The sequence below is a fragment of the Lacticaseibacillus salsurivasis genome (assembly GCF_036246225.1).
Lineage (GTDB): Bacteria > Bacillota > Bacilli > Lactobacillales > Lactobacillaceae > Lacticaseibacillus > Lacticaseibacillus salsurivasis.
The window spans coordinates 1-20,803 of record NZ_BTTP01000005.1; the positions used below are offsets into that span (position 1 = coordinate 1).

20 protein-coding genes, 1 tRNA gene and 1 rRNA gene are annotated in these 20,803 nt (G+C 54.7%); 19 read left to right on the forward strand and 3 right to left on the reverse strand.

From position 1 onward, the window contains the following. Positions 1–8 precede the first annotated feature (8 nt). From rrf to AAA927_RS05465, 16 genes are all read left to right on the forward strand, one after another. Positions 9–125, forward strand: a 5S ribosomal RNA gene (rrf, locus tag AAA927_RS05390). A gap of 103 nt (positions 126–228) precedes the next feature. Further along, positions 229–316 (forward strand) — tRNA-Arg (locus AAA927_RS05395). A 153-nt stretch (positions 317–469) separates the two neighbouring features. Then, on the forward strand, positions 470–1,699 hold the full coding sequence (locus AAA927_RS05400) for a carboxylate--amine ligase (protein WP_338216419.1): 1,230 nt from the start codon (positions 470–472) through the stop codon (positions 1,697–1,699). Between the two features lie 3 nt (positions 1,700–1,702). After that, complete coding sequence (locus AAA927_RS05405; RefSeq protein WP_338216421.1) at positions 1,703–2,713, forward strand: lipid II:glycine glycyltransferase FemX; 1,011 nt, start codon at positions 1,703–1,705, stop codon at positions 2,711–2,713. Between the two features lie 115 nt (positions 2,714–2,828). Beyond that, entirely contained in the window at positions 2,829–3,152 is a 324-nt protein-coding gene (locus tag AAA927_RS05410; protein ID WP_338216423.1) for a thioredoxin family protein, read from the forward strand. Continuing rightward, complete coding sequence (locus AAA927_RS05415) at positions 3,145–3,888, forward strand: threonine/serine exporter family protein (RefSeq protein WP_338216424.1); 744 nt, start codon at positions 3,145–3,147, stop codon at positions 3,886–3,888. Before AAA927_RS05410 ends, AAA927_RS05415 begins: the two co-directional genes overlap by 8 nt. 47 nt (positions 3,889–3,935) lie before the next feature. Then, positions 3,936–4,394 (forward strand): threonine/serine exporter family protein, encoded by a 459-nt coding sequence (locus AAA927_RS05420; protein WP_125579378.1) that lies wholly within the window; start codon positions 3,936–3,938, stop codon positions 4,392–4,394. 688 nt (positions 4,395–5,082) lie between these two features. Next, on the forward strand, positions 5,083–6,276 hold the full coding sequence (locus AAA927_RS05425) for an ABC transporter substrate-binding protein (RefSeq protein WP_338216428.1): 1,194 nt from the start codon (positions 5,083–5,085) through the stop codon (positions 6,274–6,276). 18 nt (positions 6,277–6,294) lie between these two features. Further along, positions 6,295–7,173 carry a branched-chain amino acid ABC transporter permease gene (locus AAA927_RS05430; RefSeq protein WP_125579389.1) on the forward strand — a complete coding sequence of 293 codons (879 nt, stop codon included), beginning with the start codon at positions 6,295–6,297 and terminating at the stop codon, positions 7,171–7,173. A gap of 3 nt (positions 7,174–7,176) precedes the next feature. Then, complete coding sequence (locus AAA927_RS05435) at positions 7,177–8,151, forward strand: branched-chain amino acid ABC transporter permease (protein ID WP_270235050.1); 975 nt, start codon at positions 7,177–7,179, stop codon at positions 8,149–8,151. Then, the gene (locus AAA927_RS05440) at positions 8,117–8,902 is read left to right on the forward strand and encodes an ABC transporter ATP-binding protein (RefSeq protein WP_435891511.1); all 786 of its coding nucleotides are present in this window, start codon (positions 8,117–8,119) and stop codon (positions 8,900–8,902) included. Before AAA927_RS05435 ends, AAA927_RS05440 begins: the two co-directional genes overlap by 35 nt. Continuing rightward, complete coding sequence (locus tag AAA927_RS05445) at positions 8,895–9,593, forward strand: ABC transporter ATP-binding protein (protein ID WP_125579392.1); 699 nt, start codon at positions 8,895–8,897, stop codon at positions 9,591–9,593. Before AAA927_RS05440 ends, AAA927_RS05445 begins: the two co-directional genes overlap by 8 nt. 321 nt (positions 9,594–9,914) lie before the next feature. After that, positions 9,915–10,580, forward strand: coding sequence for a deoxyribose-phosphate aldolase (gene deoC / locus AAA927_RS05450; protein ID WP_338216434.1), 666 nt, complete (start codon positions 9,915–9,917; stop codon positions 10,578–10,580). Beyond that, on the forward strand, positions 10,580–11,773 hold the full coding sequence (locus tag AAA927_RS05455) for a phosphopentomutase (RefSeq protein WP_270235049.1): 1,194 nt from the start codon (positions 10,580–10,582) through the stop codon (positions 11,771–11,773). The genes deoC and AAA927_RS05455 overlap by 1 nt, the downstream gene beginning before the upstream one ends. Before the next feature lie 10 nt (positions 11,774–11,783). Beyond that, the gene (gene deoD, locus AAA927_RS05460) at positions 11,784–12,491 is read left to right on the forward strand and encodes a purine-nucleoside phosphorylase (protein ID WP_338216437.1); all 708 of its coding nucleotides are present in this window, start codon (positions 11,784–11,786) and stop codon (positions 12,489–12,491) included. A 205-nt stretch (positions 12,492–12,696) separates the two neighbouring features. After that, positions 12,697–14,211, forward strand: a complete 1,515-nt coding sequence (locus tag AAA927_RS05465) for a C40 family peptidase (RefSeq protein ID WP_338216439.1) — start codon at positions 12,697–12,699, stop codon at positions 14,209–14,211. A gap of 69 nt (positions 14,212–14,280) precedes the next feature. Here AAA927_RS05465 and AAA927_RS05470 read toward each other — a convergent pair whose 3' ends face one another. From AAA927_RS05470 to AAA927_RS05480, 3 genes are read right to left on the reverse strand one after another with little or no spacing between them, the layout of a single operon-like run. After that, complete coding sequence (locus tag AAA927_RS05470) at positions 14,281–15,111, reverse strand: sce7725 family protein (protein WP_338216441.1); 831 nt, start codon at positions 15,109–15,111, stop codon at positions 14,281–14,283. After that, on the reverse strand, positions 15,108–15,779 hold the full coding sequence (locus tag AAA927_RS05475) for a hypothetical protein (protein ID WP_338216443.1): 672 nt from the start codon (positions 15,777–15,779) through the stop codon (positions 15,108–15,110). Before AAA927_RS05475 ends, AAA927_RS05470 begins: the two co-directional genes overlap by 4 nt. After that, the gene (locus AAA927_RS05480) at positions 15,757–18,132 is read right to left on the reverse strand and encodes an ATP-dependent DNA helicase (protein WP_338216445.1); all 2,376 of its coding nucleotides are present in this window, start codon (positions 18,130–18,132) and stop codon (positions 15,757–15,759) included. The genes AAA927_RS05475 and AAA927_RS05480 overlap by 23 nt, the downstream gene beginning before the upstream one ends. Before the next feature lie 140 nt (positions 18,133–18,272). On the opposite strand from AAA927_RS05480, the gene AAA927_RS05485 reads away from it, so the two are divergent. From AAA927_RS05485 to AAA927_RS05495, 3 genes are read left to right on the forward strand one after another with little or no spacing between them, the layout of a single operon-like run. Further along, the gene (locus AAA927_RS05485; RefSeq protein ID WP_338216447.1) at positions 18,273–18,884 is read left to right on the forward strand and encodes a hypothetical protein; all 612 of its coding nucleotides are present in this window, start codon (positions 18,273–18,275) and stop codon (positions 18,882–18,884) included. Between the two features lie 3 nt (positions 18,885–18,887). Further along, entirely contained in the window at positions 18,888–19,733 is an 846-nt protein-coding gene (locus AAA927_RS05490; RefSeq protein WP_125579401.1) for a sulfite exporter TauE/SafE family protein, read from the forward strand. Next, complete coding sequence (locus tag AAA927_RS05495; protein ID WP_125579402.1) at positions 19,733–20,101, forward strand: DUF1634 domain-containing protein; 369 nt, start codon at positions 19,733–19,735, stop codon at positions 20,099–20,101. The genes AAA927_RS05490 and AAA927_RS05495 overlap by 1 nt, the downstream gene beginning before the upstream one ends. Positions 20,102–20,803: the final 702 nt, after the last annotated feature.

The following is a 20,803-nucleotide window of genomic DNA, read 5'->3' on the forward strand; positions in this document are numbered from 1 at the left end:
ATATGAAGTGCGGTGGCGATAGCGAGAAGGATACACCTGTTCCCATGCCGAACACAGAAGTTAAGCTTCTCTACGCCGAGAGTAGTTGGTGGGTGACTGCCTGCGAGGGTAGGAAGCTGCCGCGCTTCCAAAGACCGAGTGATCGGTCTTTTTTAATGAAAAAGTCTAGTTGATTTTCACAGAACGGTTTACAAGAACCGGTGAAATTGGTAAGCTAGACGTTGTTATGGAGAGTTGGCAGAGTGGTAATGTTGCGAGTCGCTTGCGGCTTGTGGGCGCAGCAATGCGTACGGAGGTTCGATCCCTTCGCTCTCCTTCAGTGCGAAGCCAAGGCGGTTGCCTTGGCTTCTTTTTTTGCGCCAGGAGTTGTTGAGAAATTCAAAAAGGCCGGCCCCGAGGCCTTTACCCCGCGGGAAACTATGCGATAATGAGAAATGAAACTTAAGTTAAGCAAATAAAGGAGTCCATTATGGTAGATACAAATCGAATCGTGCCAATTTTGGTTGGGACGGATGTCAATATTTACGGCATGGCCCGCTCATTCTATGAGGCTTATGGCGTTAAAAGTCACTGTATCGGTGTTTCGGCACTGGCGATGACTAAGGATTCACAAATTTGTGACGTGACACTGGTTGATCAATTCAAAACCAATGACGGCTTTGTTGCTGGTTTGAAACAGATGGCAGAAAAGTATGCCACCCCAGGCGTGAAGCCGATTTTGATCACAGCAGGGGATGAATATACGGAACTGGCTATTCGCAATCGCCAGGCGCTTGAGGACCTTTACATTATTCCTTATCCTTCTGAAACCGTTTTGGACAACGTTTACTATAAAGACCACTTCTACGCCCTGTGCGAAGAAAATGACCTCCCTTATCCTAAAACCGTGGTGGTTGATCAAAGCAACTTCGAAGCCAAGGTGGCTGACCTGCCGCTGACCTTCCCGGTTGCCATGAAGCCAGCCGACGCCGCGCAGCAAATTGCGCTGAATTTTGAAGGCCAGCGCAAGGCTTATAAGTTCAATGACAAGGCTGCCATTGTGGACATGATCAAGCGCACCTATGCTGCCGGTTACGATGGCCGCATTTTGCTGCAAGACTTCATTCCTGGCGGCGATACAGCGATGTATACCATCAACTTCTATGCTGATGAAAACCACAAGGTGCGTCAAATGACGATGGGGCGGCAATTGCTGCAGGACCCATCTGACTTTTTGGTCGGCAATTACGTGGCGACTTTCATTGAATACCACGAAGATATTGAAAATCGGCTGACCAAGTTCGTCGAGCACATGGGCTATTCTGGCTTTGGTAACTTTGATCTAAAGTTCGACGTGCATGATCAGCAGTTCAAGCTGATTGAACTGAATCCGCGCCAAGGCCGCAGCGGCTTTTACACCACGGCCAGCGGGTATAACCTGATTAAGCCGATGGTTGAAGACCGCGTGTTCAACCAACCGTTCACGGCGACGGAATACGCTGATACCGACTTCTTGTGGCTCGGGGTCAACCCTGATGATGCGGTGGCAAATGTCACTGATCCGGAAATTCAAAAGCACATGCAGGCCTTAATCGATGCTGGCAAGTGGGGCAATACGCTAGAATATGCCGAAGACAAGTCATTCATGCGTAACCACCGGATTAAGAAATATTACGCCAGCTACAAGGCGCGTTTTGCCGCCAAGAAGGAAGGAAAATAGCCGATGCCAATTGTTGATTTGAATGATGCGCAGGCCGTTGCGCGCTACGAGCAGTTTGTCGAGGACGCACCGTACACCTCAGTCACCCAATCAGTTGCTTGGTCCAAGGTCAAAAGTAACTGGCAGCCGTTGTATGTCTATCTGGAAAAAGCCGGCCAAATCACGGCGGGCATGTCGATTTTGACCGTCACTGACAAAGCCGGCAATACCTTCGCCTACTGCTCCAAAGGCCCAGTGTGTGACCCCACTGACCTCGACACCATCGATGCCTTGGTGCAAGAAGCGTTGCCAGAGTTGAAAGCCCGCCACGCTTTTCTGCTGCGAATGGACCCAGAGCTGGATTACAGCGATGCCTTGAATGATGCGTTCAAGGCGCGGGGCTATGTGATGCGCAATCGCCAGTTCGATGGCAATCACGATACCATTCAGCCGCGCTTCAATATTGTGTTGGATATCAAAGATAAAGACATCGATGGCGTGATGGCCACGATGACTGGCAAAACCCGCACCAAGATTCGCCATGCCATGAAAAGTGGCGTGACCGTTGAAAGTGGCGATGCCGATAAACTGATGCCAGAGTTCTTTGAAGCCTACAAGACCATGAGCGACATCCACGGCATTACCTACCGTCCACTGGCTTATTTTGACCGGATGGCGGCTGCTTTTGCCGGCAAAGGCCAGATGAAGATTTTCATCGCCCGGGTGGATGGCCAGCTGCAAGCCAGCGCCATTGCCTTTGCTTTTGGCGACAAGGTTTGGCACATGTATGGCGGTTCGATGCGCATTAAAAACAGCCTGATGATTCCTTATCTGCTCCAATATGAGATGATCAAGTGGGCCTGTGATTTGCACAAGGAACGCTACGATATGGGTGGCGTCTGGGGCCTGGATAGCAGCGATGGGTTGTATCGCTTCAAGCATCCTTTCGCACCGGATACCCCAGTGCATGAGTACATCGGCGAAATCGATTACGTGATGGATCAAGCCGCATATGATGAATTCACCAAAGAATAAGCTTTGATCAAACGAGGCGGCCCTGGGCCCCTCGTTTTTGCTTGGCCAAAGCTAGGCGCCACTGGCCGACAATGCTAAAATGAGCCTTAGACTTTAACCAATTGGGGGAATGACGATGCCAACCGCAGTAACGAGCAAAACGCTGACCAGCCAGCTTGGCCAAGGCCTCACCGTGGTCGACTTGTGGGCCGAATGGTGCGCGCCATGCCGGATTTTGAGTCCAACCCTGGCGGCCTTGGAACAAGAGTTGCCGCTGAAGGTGTTGACGCTGGATGTGGCTGACGATAAAGCCGTGGCCGAGCAGTATCACGTGCAAAGCATTCCGACGATGCTGCTGTTTTGGGATGGTAAGCCGGTACAAAAAATTACCGGCGCCTACCCGAAAGCCAAACTCGCCCAATTTTTCCAAACCTTTATTGAGGACAAACAGCATGGCTGATAAAATTTTAAAAACCTGCCTGCTGGCGGGACGGATCATGATCGAAGGCGGTTCGGAAATGTACCGGGTCGACGACACTATGGCCCGCATCGCCAAAAACGCTGGGGAAACGGCGCCCCAAGTCTTCACTACGCCCACCGGGTTGTTCATCGGCGTGGCCGGCCAGCCCGATGTCCAAATCGCGCCGGTCAGCCAGCGGGGCATTGATATGGAAAAGGTCGCCGGGGTGAACAATCTTTCCCGGCAATTTGCCGCCGGTGACATCGACCTCGATACGCTGTATGCCGCCCTGGAAAAACTGGACCGTAACACGCCGTTTTTCCCGGTGTGGCTGCAAATCATAGCCGCAGCGTTATGTAGTACCACCTTGATGGTGATTTTCGCCCAGAAATACGATTTCTTTGATATGCCGCTAGCTGCCGTCGTGGGCGCCATTGGCTTTGCGGTGTATCTGCGGATGAGCAGCTTGACCAAGGTACGGTTCATGAGTGAACTACTTGGTGCCTTCGCCGTGGGCCTCACCGCTTGGCTGGGCGTGCGCCTCGGCGTCGGTCGCAGCCTGAACAACGTGATTGTGGGCGCCGTGATGCCGCTAGTGCCAGGGGTGGCGATCACCAATTCGATACGCGACATGCTTGCCGGACACTTGCTGTCTGGCATGGCCCGCGGTATGGAGGCCATTCTCAGCGCCTGCGCGATTGGTGCCGGCGTGGCCATTATATTCCGGTTCTTTTAAGCTCTTCAACGGGAGCTTTTACCTCATTGCTTAAGGAGCGTTAGCTTATGCCATTACCGGTGCAGATTTTGATTCAGGTCAGCTTTAGCTACCTTTCCACCATCGCGTTTGCCATTATTATTAACGTGCCGCATCGTGCCTTGAACCTGGCTGGATGGGCCGGGGCAATTGGCTGGCTGGTGTATTGGAGTCTCATGCAGCTCGCGACTGGCCGCATGCTCGCCAATCTGCTGGGCGCGTTTGCGATTGGGATTTGTGGCCTGATTTTCTCCCGCCGCAAAAAAATGCCGGTGATTATTTTCAACATTCCCGGCTTAGTGCCCTTAGTGCCTGGAGCTACCGCTTATCAAGCGGTGCGGGCACTGGTGTTAGGTAACTTTGATCAAGCCCTGTCGCTCACGTTCCGGGTGGCGATGGTGGCCGGTGCGATTGCGGTGGGGTTCATGATGGCCCAGCTGCTGGCAGAGCAAACCTACCGGCGGGCTGCAATGCCGCTGGAAAAATGATATAATGACTTCATGCGATGAGTCGAGTAACCAGTAATGGTGAAAGGTCAGCTGATCACGCCAGGCTTGCCTGACACCCGCCGGATTGTGGGGATCAGTGGTCCAAGGTTGTGGAGCCAGCGGGCCTTATCGGTTTTCGGTACTGACATATGCACGTCAACCAAGTTCAACTTGGCTGGCGTGCTTTTTTGTCTGCAGAAGTCCAGCTATCAGTGAATTCCTTTTGTAGTAGGTTCGCGAAGATTGTAGGTTTGATTGCCAGTGGCGAATTTCAGGTTGGGCATGCGAATCCGTTACTGCTATCTAGCAGATGAGGGTGGACCACCGCGCCCCGGCGCCGCCCCACCCTCACCTGCGGCCGTATTCATCATTGAAATCAACTAAATGAAGAAGTTAAAACTTAAGGTTGACGAAAATGAGTCGTTGGTGTAAATTCTAATCATTAACTAATGTTGAAAGGGGCGAGGCGCTCATGATTGAAAACACAACGAGTCAAGCACTTCGCACCACCCAAATTCTGGCCTTGTTGTTGCTGGAGAAGGACCCAACGGTTTAGCAAATCTGCTGACATGTTGAGCCCTATCTTTGCTTTAGCAATGGGGCGCTTCGGATCCGGCCTCGTTGCAATAATGAGACCGGATTTTTTATGGGCAAGCACCACCTTTAATTTGGGAAAAGGGGAAAACAAATGAAGATTTCTGTGAAAAAGATGATGATGAGCGCTGTCGCCCTGATGAGCGCTGTCGCCTTGGCCGGTTGTGCTACCAGCACCGCCAGCAGCAAAGGTAACGAAAGCAAAGGCAACACCATCAAAATTGGCATGAACATGGAGCTGTCTGGTGCCGCCGCTGGTTATGGGGCCCAGATGAAGCAAGGCTTCCAACTGGCAGTGAAGCAGATCAATGCCGCCGGTGGCATCAAGGTCAACGGCAAAAAGATGAAGATAGAAACGGTCATTCGCGATAACAAGTCCACCACTTCTGGTTCGGCTTCCGTGGCGGCGCAGTTGGCCGGCTCTGACGGCGTTTCCGCGATTGTTGGGCCCGCCACCACTAACGACGGCACGGCGGCCATTCCGAATATCACCAAAGCCCAGGTGGCTTCAGTTTCACCAAGTGCCACGGATCCTGATTACACCTTGCAGAAAAATGGCCAGGTGCAGCCGTATGTTTTCCGCGCTTGCTTTGAAAACAACTTCCAAGGTGAAACCGCAGCGCACTTCGTTGATAACACCTTGAAAGCCAAGCGGGTTGCCATTTTGGAAGATAACTCCAGCGATTACGGCACTGGGCTCGCAAAGGCCTTCAAAAAAGCCTTTAGCGGCACGATTGTTTCCCAGCAGTCCTTCCAGGAAGGCGACAAAGACTTTAACGCTTTGCTGACAGCCATCAAGGACAAGCAAATCGACGCGATTTATGCGCCAGGCTACTACTCCGAAGTCGGGCTGATTATCAAGCAAGCCCGCGCCGCTGGCATCATCGTGCCGATTGTCGGCTCTGATGGCATGGCAGATCCGAAGCTGGCCGAAATTGCCGGCAATGCCAATGCCTCTGACATCTACTACACCACACCATTTTCCAGTAAGGCTGGGGCTACCAACAAACTGGCCAAGACCTTTATGGCTGATTTCAAAAAGGAATACGGCACCGAAGCGCCGACGTTCTCGGCGCTGGCTTATGACTCCGTGCTGATGATCAAGCAAGCTATCGAATCCGCTAACTCCACTAACTCGGTGAAGATTGCCAAAGCCTTGGCCAAGATCAAAAACATGCCAGCGGTCACCGGTGAAATGACCGTGAACGCCCATCATGATCCGGAAAAGCCGATCATGATTGAAGAGCTGAAGGCAGGCAAAGTTGTCAGTGCCATCGAACAGAAGTAACCACAAGGAGGCTGCGTTGTGCAAACCTTTTTCCAGCAAGTGATCAACGGCTTATCCTTAGGCAGTATCTACGCGCTGCTGGCGCTGGGGTACACCATGGTTTATGGGATTATCAAGCTGATCAATTTTGCCCATGGGGATATTTATATGATTGGGGCCTTTTGGGGCTACTATGTCATCAACCAATACCACGTCGATTTCGGCGTGGCTTTGGTGTCTGCCATGGCCGTCTCGGCGATTTTAGGCATGGTCATTGAGTACCTCGCTTACCGACCGCTGCGCCATTCGCCGCGCATTACCGCCTTGATTACCGCCATCGGGGTGTCGTATTTTCTTGAAAATGGGATGTCGTTCCTGTTCGGGGCTAATACGCGGAACTTTCCGCAGGTCATTGGGCAGGCGCGCTACACCTTCTTCGGCGTCACCATTACCAATATTCAACTGCTGATTGTGGCAGTGGCGCTGGTGTTGATGGTCGGGCTGCAGCTGATTGTTCAGCACACCCGGATGGGCACCGCGATGCGCGCCGTGGCGGTGGATCAAGAAGCTGCTGAGCTGGTGGGCATCGACCCGAATCACATTATTTCCTTCACCTTTGGTCTGGGTTCGGCTTTGGCCGGCGCGGCCGGGGTGCTGATTGGGCTGTACTACAACTCCATCGATCCGCTGATGGGGATGGTGCCAGGCATCAAAGCCTTCGTGGCGGCGGTGGTCGGCGGCATTGGCTCGATTCCAGGGGCCGCGATTGGCGGCTTCCTGATTGGCTTGCTGGAAACCTTCGTGCAGGCGATTGGACTCTCAGCCTACAAGGATGCAGCGGTGTACATCGTCTTGATTATTATTTTGATTGTGTTGCCAGCCGGGCTGTTGGGCAAAAACGTGAAGGAGAAGGTGTAAGTCATGCAAGCCAAATGGAAAGCAGCGTTGATCTGGCTGGTTTTGGCCGTGGCAGGCTTCTACCTGATCAATGAACTGATTGTGGTCGGCGTGATCAATGCCTTCATTGAAAACATGCTGGTTACCATCGGCATCAATATTATTTTGGCCACCGGGTTGAATTTGATTATTGGCTTTTCAGGCCAATTCTCGTTGGGTCATGCCGGCTTTATGGCGATTGGGGCGTATGCCACTGCCATCATCACTCAGCAAATGAGCAACACCTTGGGCTTTTACCTGTCGCTGGGTGTGGGCATGGTGATTGCCATGCTGGTGGCGGTGGTCATCGGTATTCCGACCTTGCGCCTGCGCGGGGATTACCTGGCTATTGCGACCATGGGTGCCGCGGAAATCATTCGCGTCGTCATCAACAATCTGAAAATCACCAACGGCGCGGCGGGGATGTACAACATTCCAGCGCTGGCGAACTGGCCAACCGTGTATGTGTTTGTTTGCTTGACGACCTTGATGATTGTCAACTTTGCCCGCAGTCGCGCTGGGCGCGCCATTCAGGCGATTCGCGAAGACGAAATCGCCGCCGAAGCAGTGGGGATCAACCCCACCAAGTGGAAGCTGGCGGCGTTTGTGATGGGCGCGGCAACGGCGGCCATCGGGGGCTCCTTGCATGCGGTGTACATCCAAACCATTGCCCCCAGCGACTTTGGCATTATGCAATCCATCTCATTGCTGATTATCGTGGTGCTGGGCGGAGTCGGCAGTATTACAGGCACCTTCGTGGCCGCCATTGTGCTCGGCGTGCTGGACACGGCGTTGCAGCAATTCGGCGCCTTGCGGATGGTGATTTACGCCTTAGCCTTGATTTTGATTATGGTGTTCAAGCCTAGTGGCCTGTTGGGCCGCTATGAAGTGTCGATCAAAGGGCTTTTGGAGCGGAAAGGAGGCCATCATGGCACTACTGACAGTCACGAAGTTGAGTAAACAATTTGGCGGCCTGGATGCGGTGGCCGATGTCGACATGCATGTCGATGCCGGCGAATTAGTGGCCTTGATTGGCCCGAATGGCGCTGGGAAAACCACGCTGTTCAACCTGCTGACCGGGGTGACACCAGCCACCAGCGGCAAGGTGACCTTGACCACGGCTAGCGGCAAAGTGGCGCTGCTAGGCAAGCGCCCCAGCGAGATTGCTAAGCTAGGCTTGGCGCGCACCTTTCAGAATATCCGGCTATTTTCTAAACTTTCGGTGCGTGATAACCTGCAAGCAGCGATGACGCATCGTTACCACGAAAACTTTTTTTCCGAAATTCTGCGGCTGCCGGCTTACTACAAAAAAGAGGCCTTGGTGGGTGGCTGGACCGATGCCTTGCTGCGGGAATTTGATTTGACGGCGGTGGCCGATCTCGATGCGGGCAATCTGCCATACGGCACCCAGCGCCGGGTGGAAATCGCCCGCGCCGCGGCCACCGCGCCGCGCATCATTTTTCTCGATGAACCGGCCGCTGGGATGAACCCGGAAGAAACTGCTGGGCTGCGCGAGTTGATTGAAAAGCTGCGAACCGATTTTCAGCTCACGGTGGTGCTGATTGAGCATGATATGAGCCTCGTGATGAACCTGGCTGAGCGTATTTATGTCCTCGATCACGGCAAAATGATTGCAGAAGGCACCCCGGCCCAAATTCAAAAGGACCCGGCCGTGATTGCGGCGTATCTGGGAGGTGGCGTGCATGCTTAAAGTGACCGACCTGGCCGTGCATTACGGCGCCATCCAAGCCGTGAGCGGCGTGGACTTCACCGTGAACGACGGCGAAATTGTGACCCTGATTGGTGCCAATGGGGCAGGCAAAAGCACGATTTTGAAAACCATCAGTGGCTTGCTCCGGCCCAGCCGCGGCACCATTGATTATGATGGGCAAAACCTGGCCAAAATGGCGGCCTCGAAAATCGTCAAGGCCGGTATCGCCCAGGTGCCAGAAGGCCGGCATGTGTTCGAAGGCCTGACGGTCAGTGAGAACTTACGCATGGGGGCGTATCTCACGCCCAAGACCCAAAGTGAGCAGCTAACGGCGGTTTTCGACCAGTTTCCCGTGTTGAAGGAACGCCGCGGCCAAGACGCAGCCACCTTGTCCGGCGGCGAACAGCAGATGCTGGCGATGGGCCGGGCCATGATGGCCAAACCCAAGCTCTTGCTGCTAGACGAGCCGTCAATGGGCTTGGCGCCGATTTACATCAACAAGATTTTTGATATCATCAAAGCCATTCATGCCCAAGGGGTGACAGTGCTCTTGATTGAGCAAAACGCCCAGCAGGCCTTGCAAATTGCTGACCGCGCTTATGTGCTGGCCAATGGGCAAGTCAAAATGACCGGCACCGGCCAGGAGTTGCTAGCCAGTGAAGACGTTCAGGCGACTTACCTGGGCGGGTAATCTTAAAACGAGGGATTTTGGGACAGTCATCTGCGGATGGCTGTTTTTTGAGGCTGCGAAGTCGAGCGCTTTTAGGAGACTGGCTAGCCTAGCTCTAATCCTCGAAGCCGTTTTTTGGCTTTGAGGATTAGAGCGTAGCTGGTCACGTCTCCGTTGCTCGACTGAGCGCAACTAAGGCTGCATATTTGATGGTTCATGCGTTGCCGACCGGAGCGTAACTAAACCGACGGATTTTTCGCAGAGAGGCGAGTGAGGCGCTGGTTATATGGTACTATTTAGGAAGATGACGCATTAAATCAGGACGTTTTAAAGGAGCATACTATGGAAAAGCCATTAGCGAAATATATTGATCACACCTTGTTGAAGCCAGACGCTACCCAGGCCCAAATCGACCAGATTATGGCGGAAGCCAAGCAGTACGATTTTGCCAGTGTCTGCATCAATCCTTACTGGGTGCCGCGGGCCGCGGCGGCCTTGCGCGATAGCGATGTGAATGTGTGCACCGTGATTGGTTTTCCCCTGGGGGCCAACACCACTTTCATTAAAGTGGCTGAAGCCAACCAGGCGATCGATGATGGCGCCAAGGAAGTCGATATGGTGCTCAACATCGGCGAGCTCAAAGCCGGCCATGACGACCAAGTTAAAGCCGATATTCAGGCCGTGGCAGATGCCACGCATGCCAAAGCCGGCCTGCTGAAGGTCATCATTGAAGCGGTTTTGCTCACTGATGATGAAAAAGTTCGGGCTTGCCAGGCGGCTGAAGCGGCTGGCGCGGATTTTGTGAAGACTTCGACGGGCTTTGCTGCTGGTGGCGCGACAGTGCACGATGTGGCCTTGATGCGTGAAACCGTCGGCACTCGGCTCGGCGTGAAGGCCGCCGGGGGCATTCATTCTTATGCCGAAGCCAAAGCCTTGATTGATGCCGGGGCCGATCGTTTAGGGGCCAGCGCTGGGGTCAAGATTCTTGAAGAAAGCGAGGCTCACTAATGGCTCAGTTCAAGCGTGTGATTGGCATTGTCACGGATTCCATCGGCATCGGTGAAGCGCCGGATGCAGCCAAGTTTAACGACGAAGGGTCCGATACCCTTGGCCACATTGGCACCTTCTTCAAAGGCCAGCTGGCGCTTCCTAACTGGCAGCAGCTGGGCTTGGGTAATATTCGCCAGGACCAGCCAATTGAAGGCGTGGCGCCTATCGCCCACCCGATTGGCTATTTCGGCAAAATGGCCGAGATTTCCGCCGGCAAAGACAGCATGGATGGCCACTGGGAAATGATGGGCCTGCCGGTGACGGCACCGCTGGGCTTTTTCCCACAAGGTTTCCCGGAAGCACTGATCAAGCAAATTGAGGACTTCTCAGGCCGTAAGGTGATTGTCAATTTGCCTTATTCCGGCACCGAAGTCATCGCTAAATACGGTGAGCAGCAGCTCAAAACCGGCGATTTGATTGTTTATACCTCAGGGGATTCGGTGCTGCAGATTGCCGCTAATACGGCGGTGATTCCGCTCAAGGAACTGTACAAGATTTGTGAGTATGCCCGCAGCATTACCACCGATGCCCCTTACAAGATTGGTCGGGTGATTGCGCGGCCGTATGTCGGTGATTCGGCTGAAAACTTCACTCGCACCTCAGATCGGCATGATTATGCCTTGATGCCCAACGCCCCGACCGACCTCGACCGCTTGCAAGCCGCTGGGGTGCCAACTTATGGGGTCGGGAAGATCAACGATATTTTCTCTGGCCAGGGCCTCGATGATGGCATTCACACTGTGTCGAATGTCGATGGCATGAATCAAACCATTAAGCAGGTCAAATCTGACCGCCAGGGGTTCATTTTTACCAACTTGGTGGATTTTGATGCCATGTATGGCCACCGCCGTAATGCGCAAGGGGATGGCGAGGCGCTGATGACCTTTGACCAGCAGCTGGGCGAATTAATGGCGGCGATGCAGCCAGAAGACTTGCTGATGATCACTTCCGACCATGGCAATGACCCGACCTTCCGCGGGACTGACCACACGCGGGAATTTGTGCCGCTGGTGGTGTATAGCAAGTCCCTGCCTGGGGGCGGCGATTTAGGCATTCGGTCACCATTTGCTGACATGGGCGCCACGATTTTGGAAAACTTTGGTGTTGCTGGCACTGGCGTGGGCCACTCGTTTTTGGCCGCGTTGAAGTAAGGAGGACCTGATGAGTACACATATTGATGCCCCTAAAGACGCGATTGCTGACGTGGTGCTGCTGCCAGGCGATCCATTGCGGGCAAAATACATTGCGGAAACCTATCTGGAAGATGCGGTGCTGTATAACACCGTGCGGAATGCTTTTGGTTACACTGGGACGTATCAGGGCCGCCGGGTGTCAGTGCAGGCGACCGGGATGGGGATTCCTTCCATCAGCATTTATGCCACGGAACTGATGCAAGACTATGGCGTGAAGACACTGATTCGCGTTGGGACGACTGGCGGCTTGGCGAACGATGTGAAGGTTCGCGACTTGGTGATTGCGCAAGGTGCCACCACGGATTCCAGCATTATTCTGAATACCTTTGGTCCGGGGATGTATTTTGCCCCGCTGGCTGATTATGGCTTGCTGGCCAAGGCTGCAGCTACCGCCACTCAAATGGGCGTGCGCCTGCATGTCGGCAATGTCTTGGGCGAAGATCGCTTCTATAATGACGAAATGGATCGGCAAAAGCTGATTGACTACGGGGTGTTAGCGACTGAAATGGAAACGCCAGCCTTGTATCTGTTGGCGGCGAAGTATCACCGCCAGGCCCTGGCGATTCTGACGGTTTCCAACCACCTGATCACTGGCGAAGAAACCACTGCCCAAGAACGGCAAACGAGTTTTGACGACATGATTAAGGTCGCTTTGGAGACCGTGAAGACTCTGTAACATAAATGAAAAATAACGAACTTGGACGGTTTTAAGACCGTGGTTATCGCTTGTATCACGGCTTGGCCAGGGTAACTTGGACAAAAACGAACGCTTATTCGGTGCATTGCGTGCTTCGGCGTGATAATCTTACATTAAACGTTAAGAAAATTTAAAATAGCTATCATAAGTTTAAAAGTGATGTTCGAATTGGAGGCTCTATCGTATGAAAAAGTCAACTAAGGCATTGGCACTTACCGCAGGGTTAGCAGGCGCAGCCGGCTTAGCCGCAGCCGTTGCCACCCCAAACCAAGTAAGCGCAGCAACAACTGGCACAGTGACTTACCAGCAGGGTGCAACCACTGTCTGGAAGACGCCTGCGTTCAATCAAGCTAAGCGCTATGTGCTGTTCAACCAGCAGATTGCCATTCAGGGCCAAAAGAAGGTCAATGGTGCAACCTGGTACCAGATCGGCGCTAACGAGTGGATTCCTGAAATCTACCTGCGCATCGAAGGCCAACAGCAGGCTAACGCTACGGCTGCCGCCACCAAAGCCACCACGCAAACCGCTGGCAGTGCCAGCACCGCGGGTCAGTATAACTTGACCGTGACTTATACCGCTGGCGCCACCACTGTCTGGACGGGCACGCGTTATGCCAACCCAACCGGTCGCTATTTGACTGCCGGCCAAAAGGTCACTGCAGTGGCTAAAACCAGCAGCAATGGCGAAACTTGGTACCAGCTGAGCTCAGGCGGTTATGTCCCAGCCCGGTTTGCCTCTGAAAATGGCACGGTAGCAGCTGCTCCAGCTACGACTGCCACGCCAGCACAAACCACAACGCCGGCCGCAACCACGCCAGCTAAGACGACGACCACGACGCCAGCTGCCACCACGACTACACCGGCCGCAACGACGACGCCAGCAGCCACTACCACGACGCCAGCTGCAACGACCACACCAGCAGCTACCACCACGACGCCGGCCCAGACCACCACGACCCCAGCTGTTAGCCAGCCAGCCGTGACCGCCGGTACTTACAACATGACGGTCAACTATAGCGGTGCTGTCACTGTTTGGTCCACGGCCGCTTATAAGACCGCAACGGGCAAATACTTATCTAATGGGACCAAGTTGACTGCTACCGGCAAAGTCGTTGCTGGCGGTGAAACCTGGTATCAGATTAGCGGCGGCTTTGTGCCTGCCCGCTTCTTGACGAACACGGCTACGGCGACGACGCCAGCCGCGACGACGCCAGCCCAAACCACCACCACGACGCCTGCACAGACGACACCGGCGCAAACCACACCGGCTAAGCCAAGCACGCCAGCCCCAACGCCAGTGGCAAAGCCAACCCAAACCACGCCAACTAAGACCCGCGCTCAGCGGATCCAGGCCATCATCAACTTGGCTCGGGCGCAGTTCGGTAAGCCATATCAATGGGGTGCCAAAGGGCCAGCTTCCTTTGACTGCTCAGGCCTGATGTATTACGTCTTCAAGAACGCCGCTGGCATCACCTTGGGCGGCTACACGGGTTCGCAGCAGAATGATGGGACCCGCGTTTCCATCAGCAACCTGCAAGCCGGCGACTTGGTCTTCTGGTCCAAGAACGGCACGCCATACCACGTCGCCCTATACATCGGCAACGGTCAGTACATCCACTCAGTTCAACCTGGGAAGACCGTTTCCACCGGGACAATTTCAAGCTACTTCATGCCTTCCTTCGGGGTCCGCGTGTTCTAGTTGAAAGTCCGAAAAAACCTCAAGCATTCAGCATTTTCGCTGGTGCTTGAGGTTTTTTGTATGCCGTCGCTACGCGAGCCAGCGGCCCATGATGCTGAGTAAATGCCGTAGCTGGAGCTTGCGCACGGTGCCGAGCCCGGGAAAATGCTGCTGGGTCGCGAAAGCCAGCAAGGCATCCGTGGCCGGAGTGCCGGCGTCGGGATGCGCCGCGAGCCAGGCCGGGAGCGGCGTTAGCGCTTCGAAGAACTTGCCCGCCGGGTCGCTGTAATCCGCGTTGTTTACCGACACCAAATGCTGCAACCAGAGCTGGTCATCTTGCGGGTAAAGCAGATGGAGGGCAATGGCGCGCTGCGGATAGCCATGCGGGTCAAAATGCTGCACCGCCAGCGGGTAATCCGCAAAGCCCACGCCAGGCAGCGCCTGCGCTGGATACTGGTAAAATTCGCGTTGCACCGTCGCGTAATCTTCGGTGCGTTCGCGGGTCGGGGTGTGGTCTTCCAGGTAAATGGCCCGGGGATGAGCGAGCTGGCGCACCCGCGCTTCATTAGGCACCAGCGCCAGCTGCTTTTTCGGCAAAGTCTGGACTTGGGCCTTAGTTTGCACAATTAACAGCGGCGCCGGTTGGCCGTCAAAATAACGGGCCGGCTGACACCACTCATCAAGTGCCGGCACATAGCGCGGCGCTGCTAGCAGACCGTAGTCGCCGGCTTGCGGATTTTGGATGATGAACAAGGGATGGGCGGCGGCACTGAAGGCTTGAGCAACGCTTACCAGCGCTGGGAGGTCCTTGACTGGTTCAATCACTGGGATAATCTGCGGGCTCAGCTGATCTTGTTGCACGGCTTCCCGCAGCGCCAGTAAATCAAACTGGCGGCCGCGAATTAAGGGATAATACTTCATGCCTTGGCCCTCAATGCCGCCAGCTCAGCGCTTAAGGCGTCCACTTCTTCCTGCAGACTGGCCACAGCGGTCGCTTCGATGTCGCCTAGCACCCGGTCATAGAGATTGCTCTCAGGATCGTAGATTTGATAGTGGTCGCTGCGGCGTTTCAATTCCTTCAGGAGCTCATTGTCGCTAAAATGTGCCAGTCCCTTGTCTACCTGTTTGGCCTTTTGCACTTCGCGGTTGAGGCTAGCCATAAAGCGGTCCAACAGCTCAGCTTCTGGCACCTGCAGTTCCTGGTAGCGCGGCGGCCGAGAAATGGTCAGCTGGCCAGGCGTCGTGATGGGCACCGTAGCGGCGGCCAGCGCGGCTTTGGCGAAAGGCTGATAAGTCATCACGCCAATGCTTTGCGGAATTTCGGTTTTGACTTGCTGATAAAGCTTCAGCGGCAAAACAAAATAATTGTAGTGGCCAACAAAGCTGAGTTTGGCCGTGCTGTGAAAGTCGCTTTTGGTCACCTTGAGTTCAAAGCAGCGCCAGGTGCGGGGACTACCACTTTGCATCACTAAGGTGTCCACAATGCCTTGCTCATCTGGCATCGTGACTTCTTCGACGGCAGTGGCGCCTTGCTCTTCCCAGTAAGCATAAAGGGTCTTTTCTAAATCAAGGGTGAGGTTGGTTTTCATCATGGGCCTCCCAGAATTGGGTCAAAACTTGAGCTAAACTATCGACGCCATTGGTCACCTGGGCGTGGGTCCAGTGCGGCGGGAACAGCGGGGCATACCGCGGCCCGGCAAAGCGGCTGTCCGCCAGTAGCACCACCCCGACGTCATGCATGCCGCGAATGACGCGGCCGCCGGCTTGAAGCACATTGTTGAAGCCAGGCAGCTGATAGGCATAGGCGAAGCCATCTTTGCCTTGTTGGTCAAAGTAGCGCCGCAACTCATCGGTTTCTGGATTAAGTCCAGGCAAACCGACCGTGACAATGGCCACCCCGATCAGCTTTGCACCGCCAAGATCGATGCCTTCGGAGAAAATTCCGCCGAGCACGGCAAAACCAATCACTGGCGCGTCGTCATCGCGAAACCGGGCCAGAAAGCTACTGCGCGCCTCGCCGTCCATTTGGCTTCCTTGGACAAGGCAATCTAGGTCTGGATTGGCCTGTTGAAAGGCGGCAGCCACCGTGGTGAGATAGCTGTGCGAAGGCAAAAAGACCAGGTAATGGCCAGGTTTGGTACTGACCATCACCGTGAGGCTGGCAATCAGCGCTGGCAGGCTTTGCTCGCGCAGCCGATAAGTGGGGGTGATATTGGTGGTCACCACCACCTTGAGATTGTCCTGCGGGAAGGGTGACGTGAGGCGATAAGCCAGACTGTTTTCCTGGCCCCCGAGGACATCTTGGTAGTAATTCAGCGGTGACAAAGTGGCAGAAAAGAACACTGCCCCGCCGCCTTTTTGGATGCAGGCGTCAATGAAGGCACTGGGGTCTAGACAGAGCTCAGTGAACACCAGCTGGCCGTCGGTGCTGGCAATTTCGGTTTCGTAAGCCGAATTATAGTAATCGGCAATGCGTAGGTAACTGGTGGCGGCAAAAAATACGGGTAGTACCAAATCCACCAGCGCCTGCTCACGGGCTTCCGGCGGCAGCCCCAGCCAGTCGTGGACGGCAGTGGTGAAGGTGGTGAGTTGACCGATAAAATCATCGAGCTGGTCGCGCTGGAAGGTGAGGGGCTGGGAATCCACACTGAGCCAGGCCGCGTCAAAGGCGGTAATCACTTTGGTCAGGGCGCCTTTAATCGCCGGTAAGCCCTGGCCTTTTTTGGCGTCGAGGCTTTGGCGTAGGCTGGTAAAGTCGCTGTCAGTCACGCTGGCGCTGTACATTTCCCGGGCCCGGGCCACGAGATTGTGGGCTTCGTCGACTAAGAAGAAGTTCGTCGGATCGTCTTCGGCAAAGAAGCGCTGCAGGTACACCGCCGGATCGAATAGATAGTTGTAGTCGCAGATAATGACATCACAAAATAAGCTCACATCCAGCGAGAATTCAAAGGGATCAAGCGTGTGCTTGCGGGCGTAACTTTCGATGGTGGCGCGGGTGATGGCATTTTCGTGGCCCAGGATATCTTTTAGCGCCGGCTTGAGCCGATCATAATAGCCGAGCATGTACGGATTAGTAGTCGGGTCGTCTGGCTCTTCGGGAAACGTAATGGTGTCTTTGGCCGTCAGCGTGATGCTTTTGGCCACCAAGCCACCTTGGGCCAGCAGGGCCATCGCATCTTCGGCAACGTGCCGAGTGCTTTGCTTGGCCGTGAGGTAAAACAGGCGCTGAATGAGCCCGGTGCCCATCGCTTTGATGGCTGGGAACAAGGTAGAAATTGTCTTGCCGGTGCCAGTTGGCGCTTCGACGAACAGTCGGGTGTGGTTGGCCACGGTGCGGTACACTGCGGCGGCCAGTTCGCGCTGGCCTTTGCGGTAAGCTGGGAACGGAAAGGCCAGTGGCTCGATGCTGACATCGCGGGCGGCAATAATATCGCTACGCATTTTGAGCCAGTCACCAAAGTCGTTCAGCAGATCTTGAAAATAATCCGCTAAATCTTCGGCAGTGGCGACTTCGGTGAAGCGCGTGATTTGGTCGGTATTGGTTTGATAGTAGATTAAATCCAGCTCGATTTCAGGTAAATCGCGCTTGTCGCACAGAAAATGGCCGTACACCCGCGCCTGCGCCCAGTACCGATCCTTAGTGTTTTGGGTGACATCGGCCCAATCCCGGGCGGAGGTTTTGATTTCCTCGATGATGACGCGGGCGTGGCTGCTGTCGACCCCATCGGCGCGGCCATCAATGGTGTAGGCGTGATCGTTAACGGTCACGGTTTGGGCGAGGTAGACTTCTTTTTCGTAGTCGGCGTCATGGGCCGCCTGCAGCTTGCGGTGAATCTGAGCGCCAAGCAACGCTGTGTTATTCGAATTGGTGGTTACTGGGTCCAAATCACCAGTCCGCACCGTTAATTCGACTAATTCACGCACCCCAATGCGATCGCTCACGTCTTCACCTCCCGCCGCTAGTTTCCTTCCAGTATAAAACAAGTGTTCGGGCTTTGAAAGCCGGTGCTGGCGGGGACAACTTGAAACCGTATAGCGATTTATTATATGATGGCGACAGTAATCGACGAAGAAGGGTGAATATGGAAATCAACGTCAAGGCGTTTCAAACCGCCATTCAAGAAGAAAACTTCGAACAAATCAACCACTCAGTCACGCCCCAGCAGGCGCAAGCTGACCTCACCGGGGCGCTGGCGCCGGTTTTTGCTGATCTAGAAGCGGCCATTAACGCCGGCAAGCTGATTCAAGCGCAGCTGACCATCACCTCTGAGACGCCAACTTATGTGCGACTCGAAACCGGCGTCATCAACCTGCCGTTTGCGGATAGCAAAAAGGTCAGCAATTTTCTGGATCCTGACAGCATGGCGCCCCTCAAGATCTATTTGATTGTGGCCACGCCGGATTTGAACGCCTCGGATTTGCATATCGACTTGGTCGCCGATGCCGAAACCTATTTGGCTCATCCTAAGGCTAACCAGGCAGCGGTGATTGCCGAGGTCAGCGAAGACCTGGTCCGCATCAAAGCCAACCACGACGCCCCGAAACCGGTGGTTAAGGCCGCACCGGCGAACCGCGCCAAAACCACCGCGCGTAAATCCACGACCCGCAAAGTGACCACCCGCAAAACCACGAAGAAGTCGTCCACGCGCAAAGCCGCAACCAAACGGACTCCTGCCGCCAAAAAGGGGGAGTAGTCCGTGTTAAGTCAAGCGATATTGTTGATTGGTGTCGGGCTGATGGCCGGCATTCTTGGCGCGCTGTTGGGGCTGGGCGGAGGCATTATCATTACGCCAGTGTTGACGCTGATGATGGGCCTGCCGATTCAGTATGCCATTGCCGCTAGCATCATCGCGGTGATTGCGACTTCCTCTGGCGCCACCATTGCCTATTTGAAAGATGAAATGCTGAACCTGCGCGTGGCCATGTTCCTAGAAATTGCCACCACGGTCGGCGCGGTGCTCGGTGCCGTATTGACTGGCCTGATTGATGGCCAGTTCCTCTACTTCCTGTTTGGTGCTTTGCTCCTGTTTTCGGTGTACAACATGATCAGGAAAATGCTGATGAAGCCGGAAAACATCAAAGCGCCCACCCCTGACCCTGCCGCTGAAAAACTCAAGTTGAATGGCGCGTACTTCGACAAGGCCCAGGGCAAAGAGGTCAATTATCAAGTCACCAACGTGCCTGGTGGTTTTGCCATGATGTTTGGCGCTGGGCTGGCTTCTGGCCTGCTCGGTATCGGCTCCGGGGCATTCAAGGTATTGGCGATGGATACCATCATGAAAATGCCGCTGAAGCCTTCCACTGCGACCTCCAATTTGATGATGGGGGTTACCGCCGCGGCCAGTGCCACGGTGTACTTCTTCAATGGTAGCCTGCGGCCAGAAATCGCCGCACCGCTGGCAGTGGGGATTTTGGTTGGGGCCACTTTGGGCACGCGGCTGATGCAAATCATGCCAACCAAGGTACTACGGCTGATTTTCATTCCGGTGATTGGCTACATGGGCCTGCAAATGCTACTTAAAGGATTCGGGGTGAGCATCTAATGGACAATGAGGTCAAAAAAGAAACCCAAGATATTGAGCTCATCATCGGCCAGATTTTACGCATTGGGGTCATCATTGCCGCCGCCGTAATCGTGATTGGATTGGCGTTGCTGTTGATTACCGGCCAAAGCGGCTATCCGGCAGGGGTGCATCCCAGCAAGCCGGGAGCGATTTTGCAAGGTGTGATTGCGTTTAAGCCGTACGCCGTGTTGATGCTGGGCTTGTTCCTCTTGATCCTGACGCCGGTGCTTCGGGTCGTGGTTTCGATTTATGCGTTCATCAAAGAAAAAGACCATCTCTACGCCTGGATCACGACGATTGTGCTGGTGATTTTGGTCATTGCGATGGTGATTGGATACTTAGGTTAAACTGACGCTGGCTCTAGTTGATGGAGCTGGCGTTTTTTGTTTGTTTTGGGGAGGGCCGCAACGGCAAGCGGGATGGCGCCGGGTCGTGTTGGTCCGGCTGCGGGGGACGGCTGGAGCCATAGGGCGGTCTCCAGCCTCAACTTTGAGCCGACCATCGCGCTGGCGCGCTCCGTGTCGTCTCAAAGTTGCCCCCAGTTAGCCCAGGAGCTGCCTGCTATGCAGTCACCTCGTGGGCCAACTGTTTCGCGGCTGGACCACCCCGCCCCTCTGCCGTCCCGCCTGCCGCCGCTGGAGAACAGTAATGGCTTCAAATTAAAACTCCACAATCTTGCGCTTGGGTGAACAATTTTTGCAGTGCTCGGTGTTGCACTGTTATTCGGTTTGAACGTGGAGAGTTAGATCCAAGCCATCAACGTATTCGCTACCGTTATCGAGCGGGTGGTGGTGATGGGCGGAGCTTGTGGTACGCGGCTAGCAGTGAGCCGATGAGGACTGGTCAGACTGCGCTTTTTAGGCTGACCAGTCCTCATCGCGGCAATTCTAGAGACTCAAGAGAGCGAAGCGAGTTGAGGCTCTATAATTAGGTGCGAGACCGTGTTTTGGCTCGAACCGGCCGCACAGCAGGCCGCACGCCCCAAGCGGAGCCCGGCGCCGCCACCCGTGGCCGATTGACGCCGCCGCGAACTCGTGTATCATAAATAA

What these genes read in the sequence shown, in the direction of transcription:
- AAA927_RS05425 (WP_338216428.1), top strand. Translation starts at nt 5,083, where the DNA reads ATGAAGATTTCTGTGAAAAAGATGATGATGAGCGCTGTCGCCCTGATG.
- AAA927_RS05435 (WP_270235050.1), top strand. Translation starts at nt 7,177, where the DNA reads ATGCAAGCCAAATGGAAAGCAGCGTTGATCTGGCTGGTTTTGGCCGTG.
- AAA927_RS05410 (WP_338216423.1), top strand. Translation starts at nt 2,829, where the DNA reads ATGCCAACCGCAGTAACGAGCAAAACGCTGACCAGCCAGCTTGGCCAA.
- AAA927_RS05455 (WP_270235049.1), top strand. Translation starts at nt 10,580, where the DNA reads ATGGCTCAGTTCAAGCGTGTGATTGGCATTGTCACGGATTCCATCGGC.
- AAA927_RS05475 (WP_338216443.1), bottom strand. Translation starts at nt 15,779, where the DNA reads ATGAAAACCAACCTCACCCTTGATTTAGAAAAGACCCTTTATGCTTAC.
- deoC (WP_338216434.1), top strand. Translation starts at nt 9,915, where the DNA reads ATGGAAAAGCCATTAGCGAAATATATTGATCACACCTTGTTGAAGCCA.
- AAA927_RS05415 (WP_338216424.1), top strand. Translation starts at nt 3,145, where the DNA reads ATGGCTGATAAAATTTTAAAAACCTGCCTGCTGGCGGGACGGATCATG.
- AAA927_RS05405 (WP_338216421.1), top strand. Translation starts at nt 1,703, where the DNA reads ATGCCAATTGTTGATTTGAATGATGCGCAGGCCGTTGCGCGCTACGAG.
- AAA927_RS05420 (WP_125579378.1), top strand. Translation starts at nt 3,936, where the DNA reads ATGCCATTACCGGTGCAGATTTTGATTCAGGTCAGCTTTAGCTACCTT.
- AAA927_RS05495 (WP_125579402.1), top strand. Translation starts at nt 19,733, where the DNA reads ATGGACAATGAGGTCAAAAAAGAAACCCAAGATATTGAGCTCATCATC.
- AAA927_RS05485 (WP_338216447.1), top strand. Translation starts at nt 18,273, where the DNA reads ATGGAAATCAACGTCAAGGCGTTTCAAACCGCCATTCAAGAAGAAAAC.
- AAA927_RS05465 (WP_338216439.1), top strand. Translation starts at nt 12,697, where the DNA reads ATGAAAAAGTCAACTAAGGCATTGGCACTTACCGCAGGGTTAGCAGGC.
- deoD (WP_338216437.1), top strand. Translation starts at nt 11,784, where the DNA reads ATGAGTACACATATTGATGCCCCTAAAGACGCGATTGCTGACGTGGTG.
- AAA927_RS05470 (WP_338216441.1), bottom strand. Translation starts at nt 15,111, where the DNA reads ATGAAGTATTATCCCTTAATTCGCGGCCGCCAGTTTGATTTACTGGCG.
- AAA927_RS05400 (WP_338216419.1), top strand. Translation starts at nt 470, where the DNA reads ATGGTAGATACAAATCGAATCGTGCCAATTTTGGTTGGGACGGATGTC.
- AAA927_RS05445 (WP_125579392.1), top strand. Translation starts at nt 8,895, where the DNA reads ATGCTTAAAGTGACCGACCTGGCCGTGCATTACGGCGCCATCCAAGCC.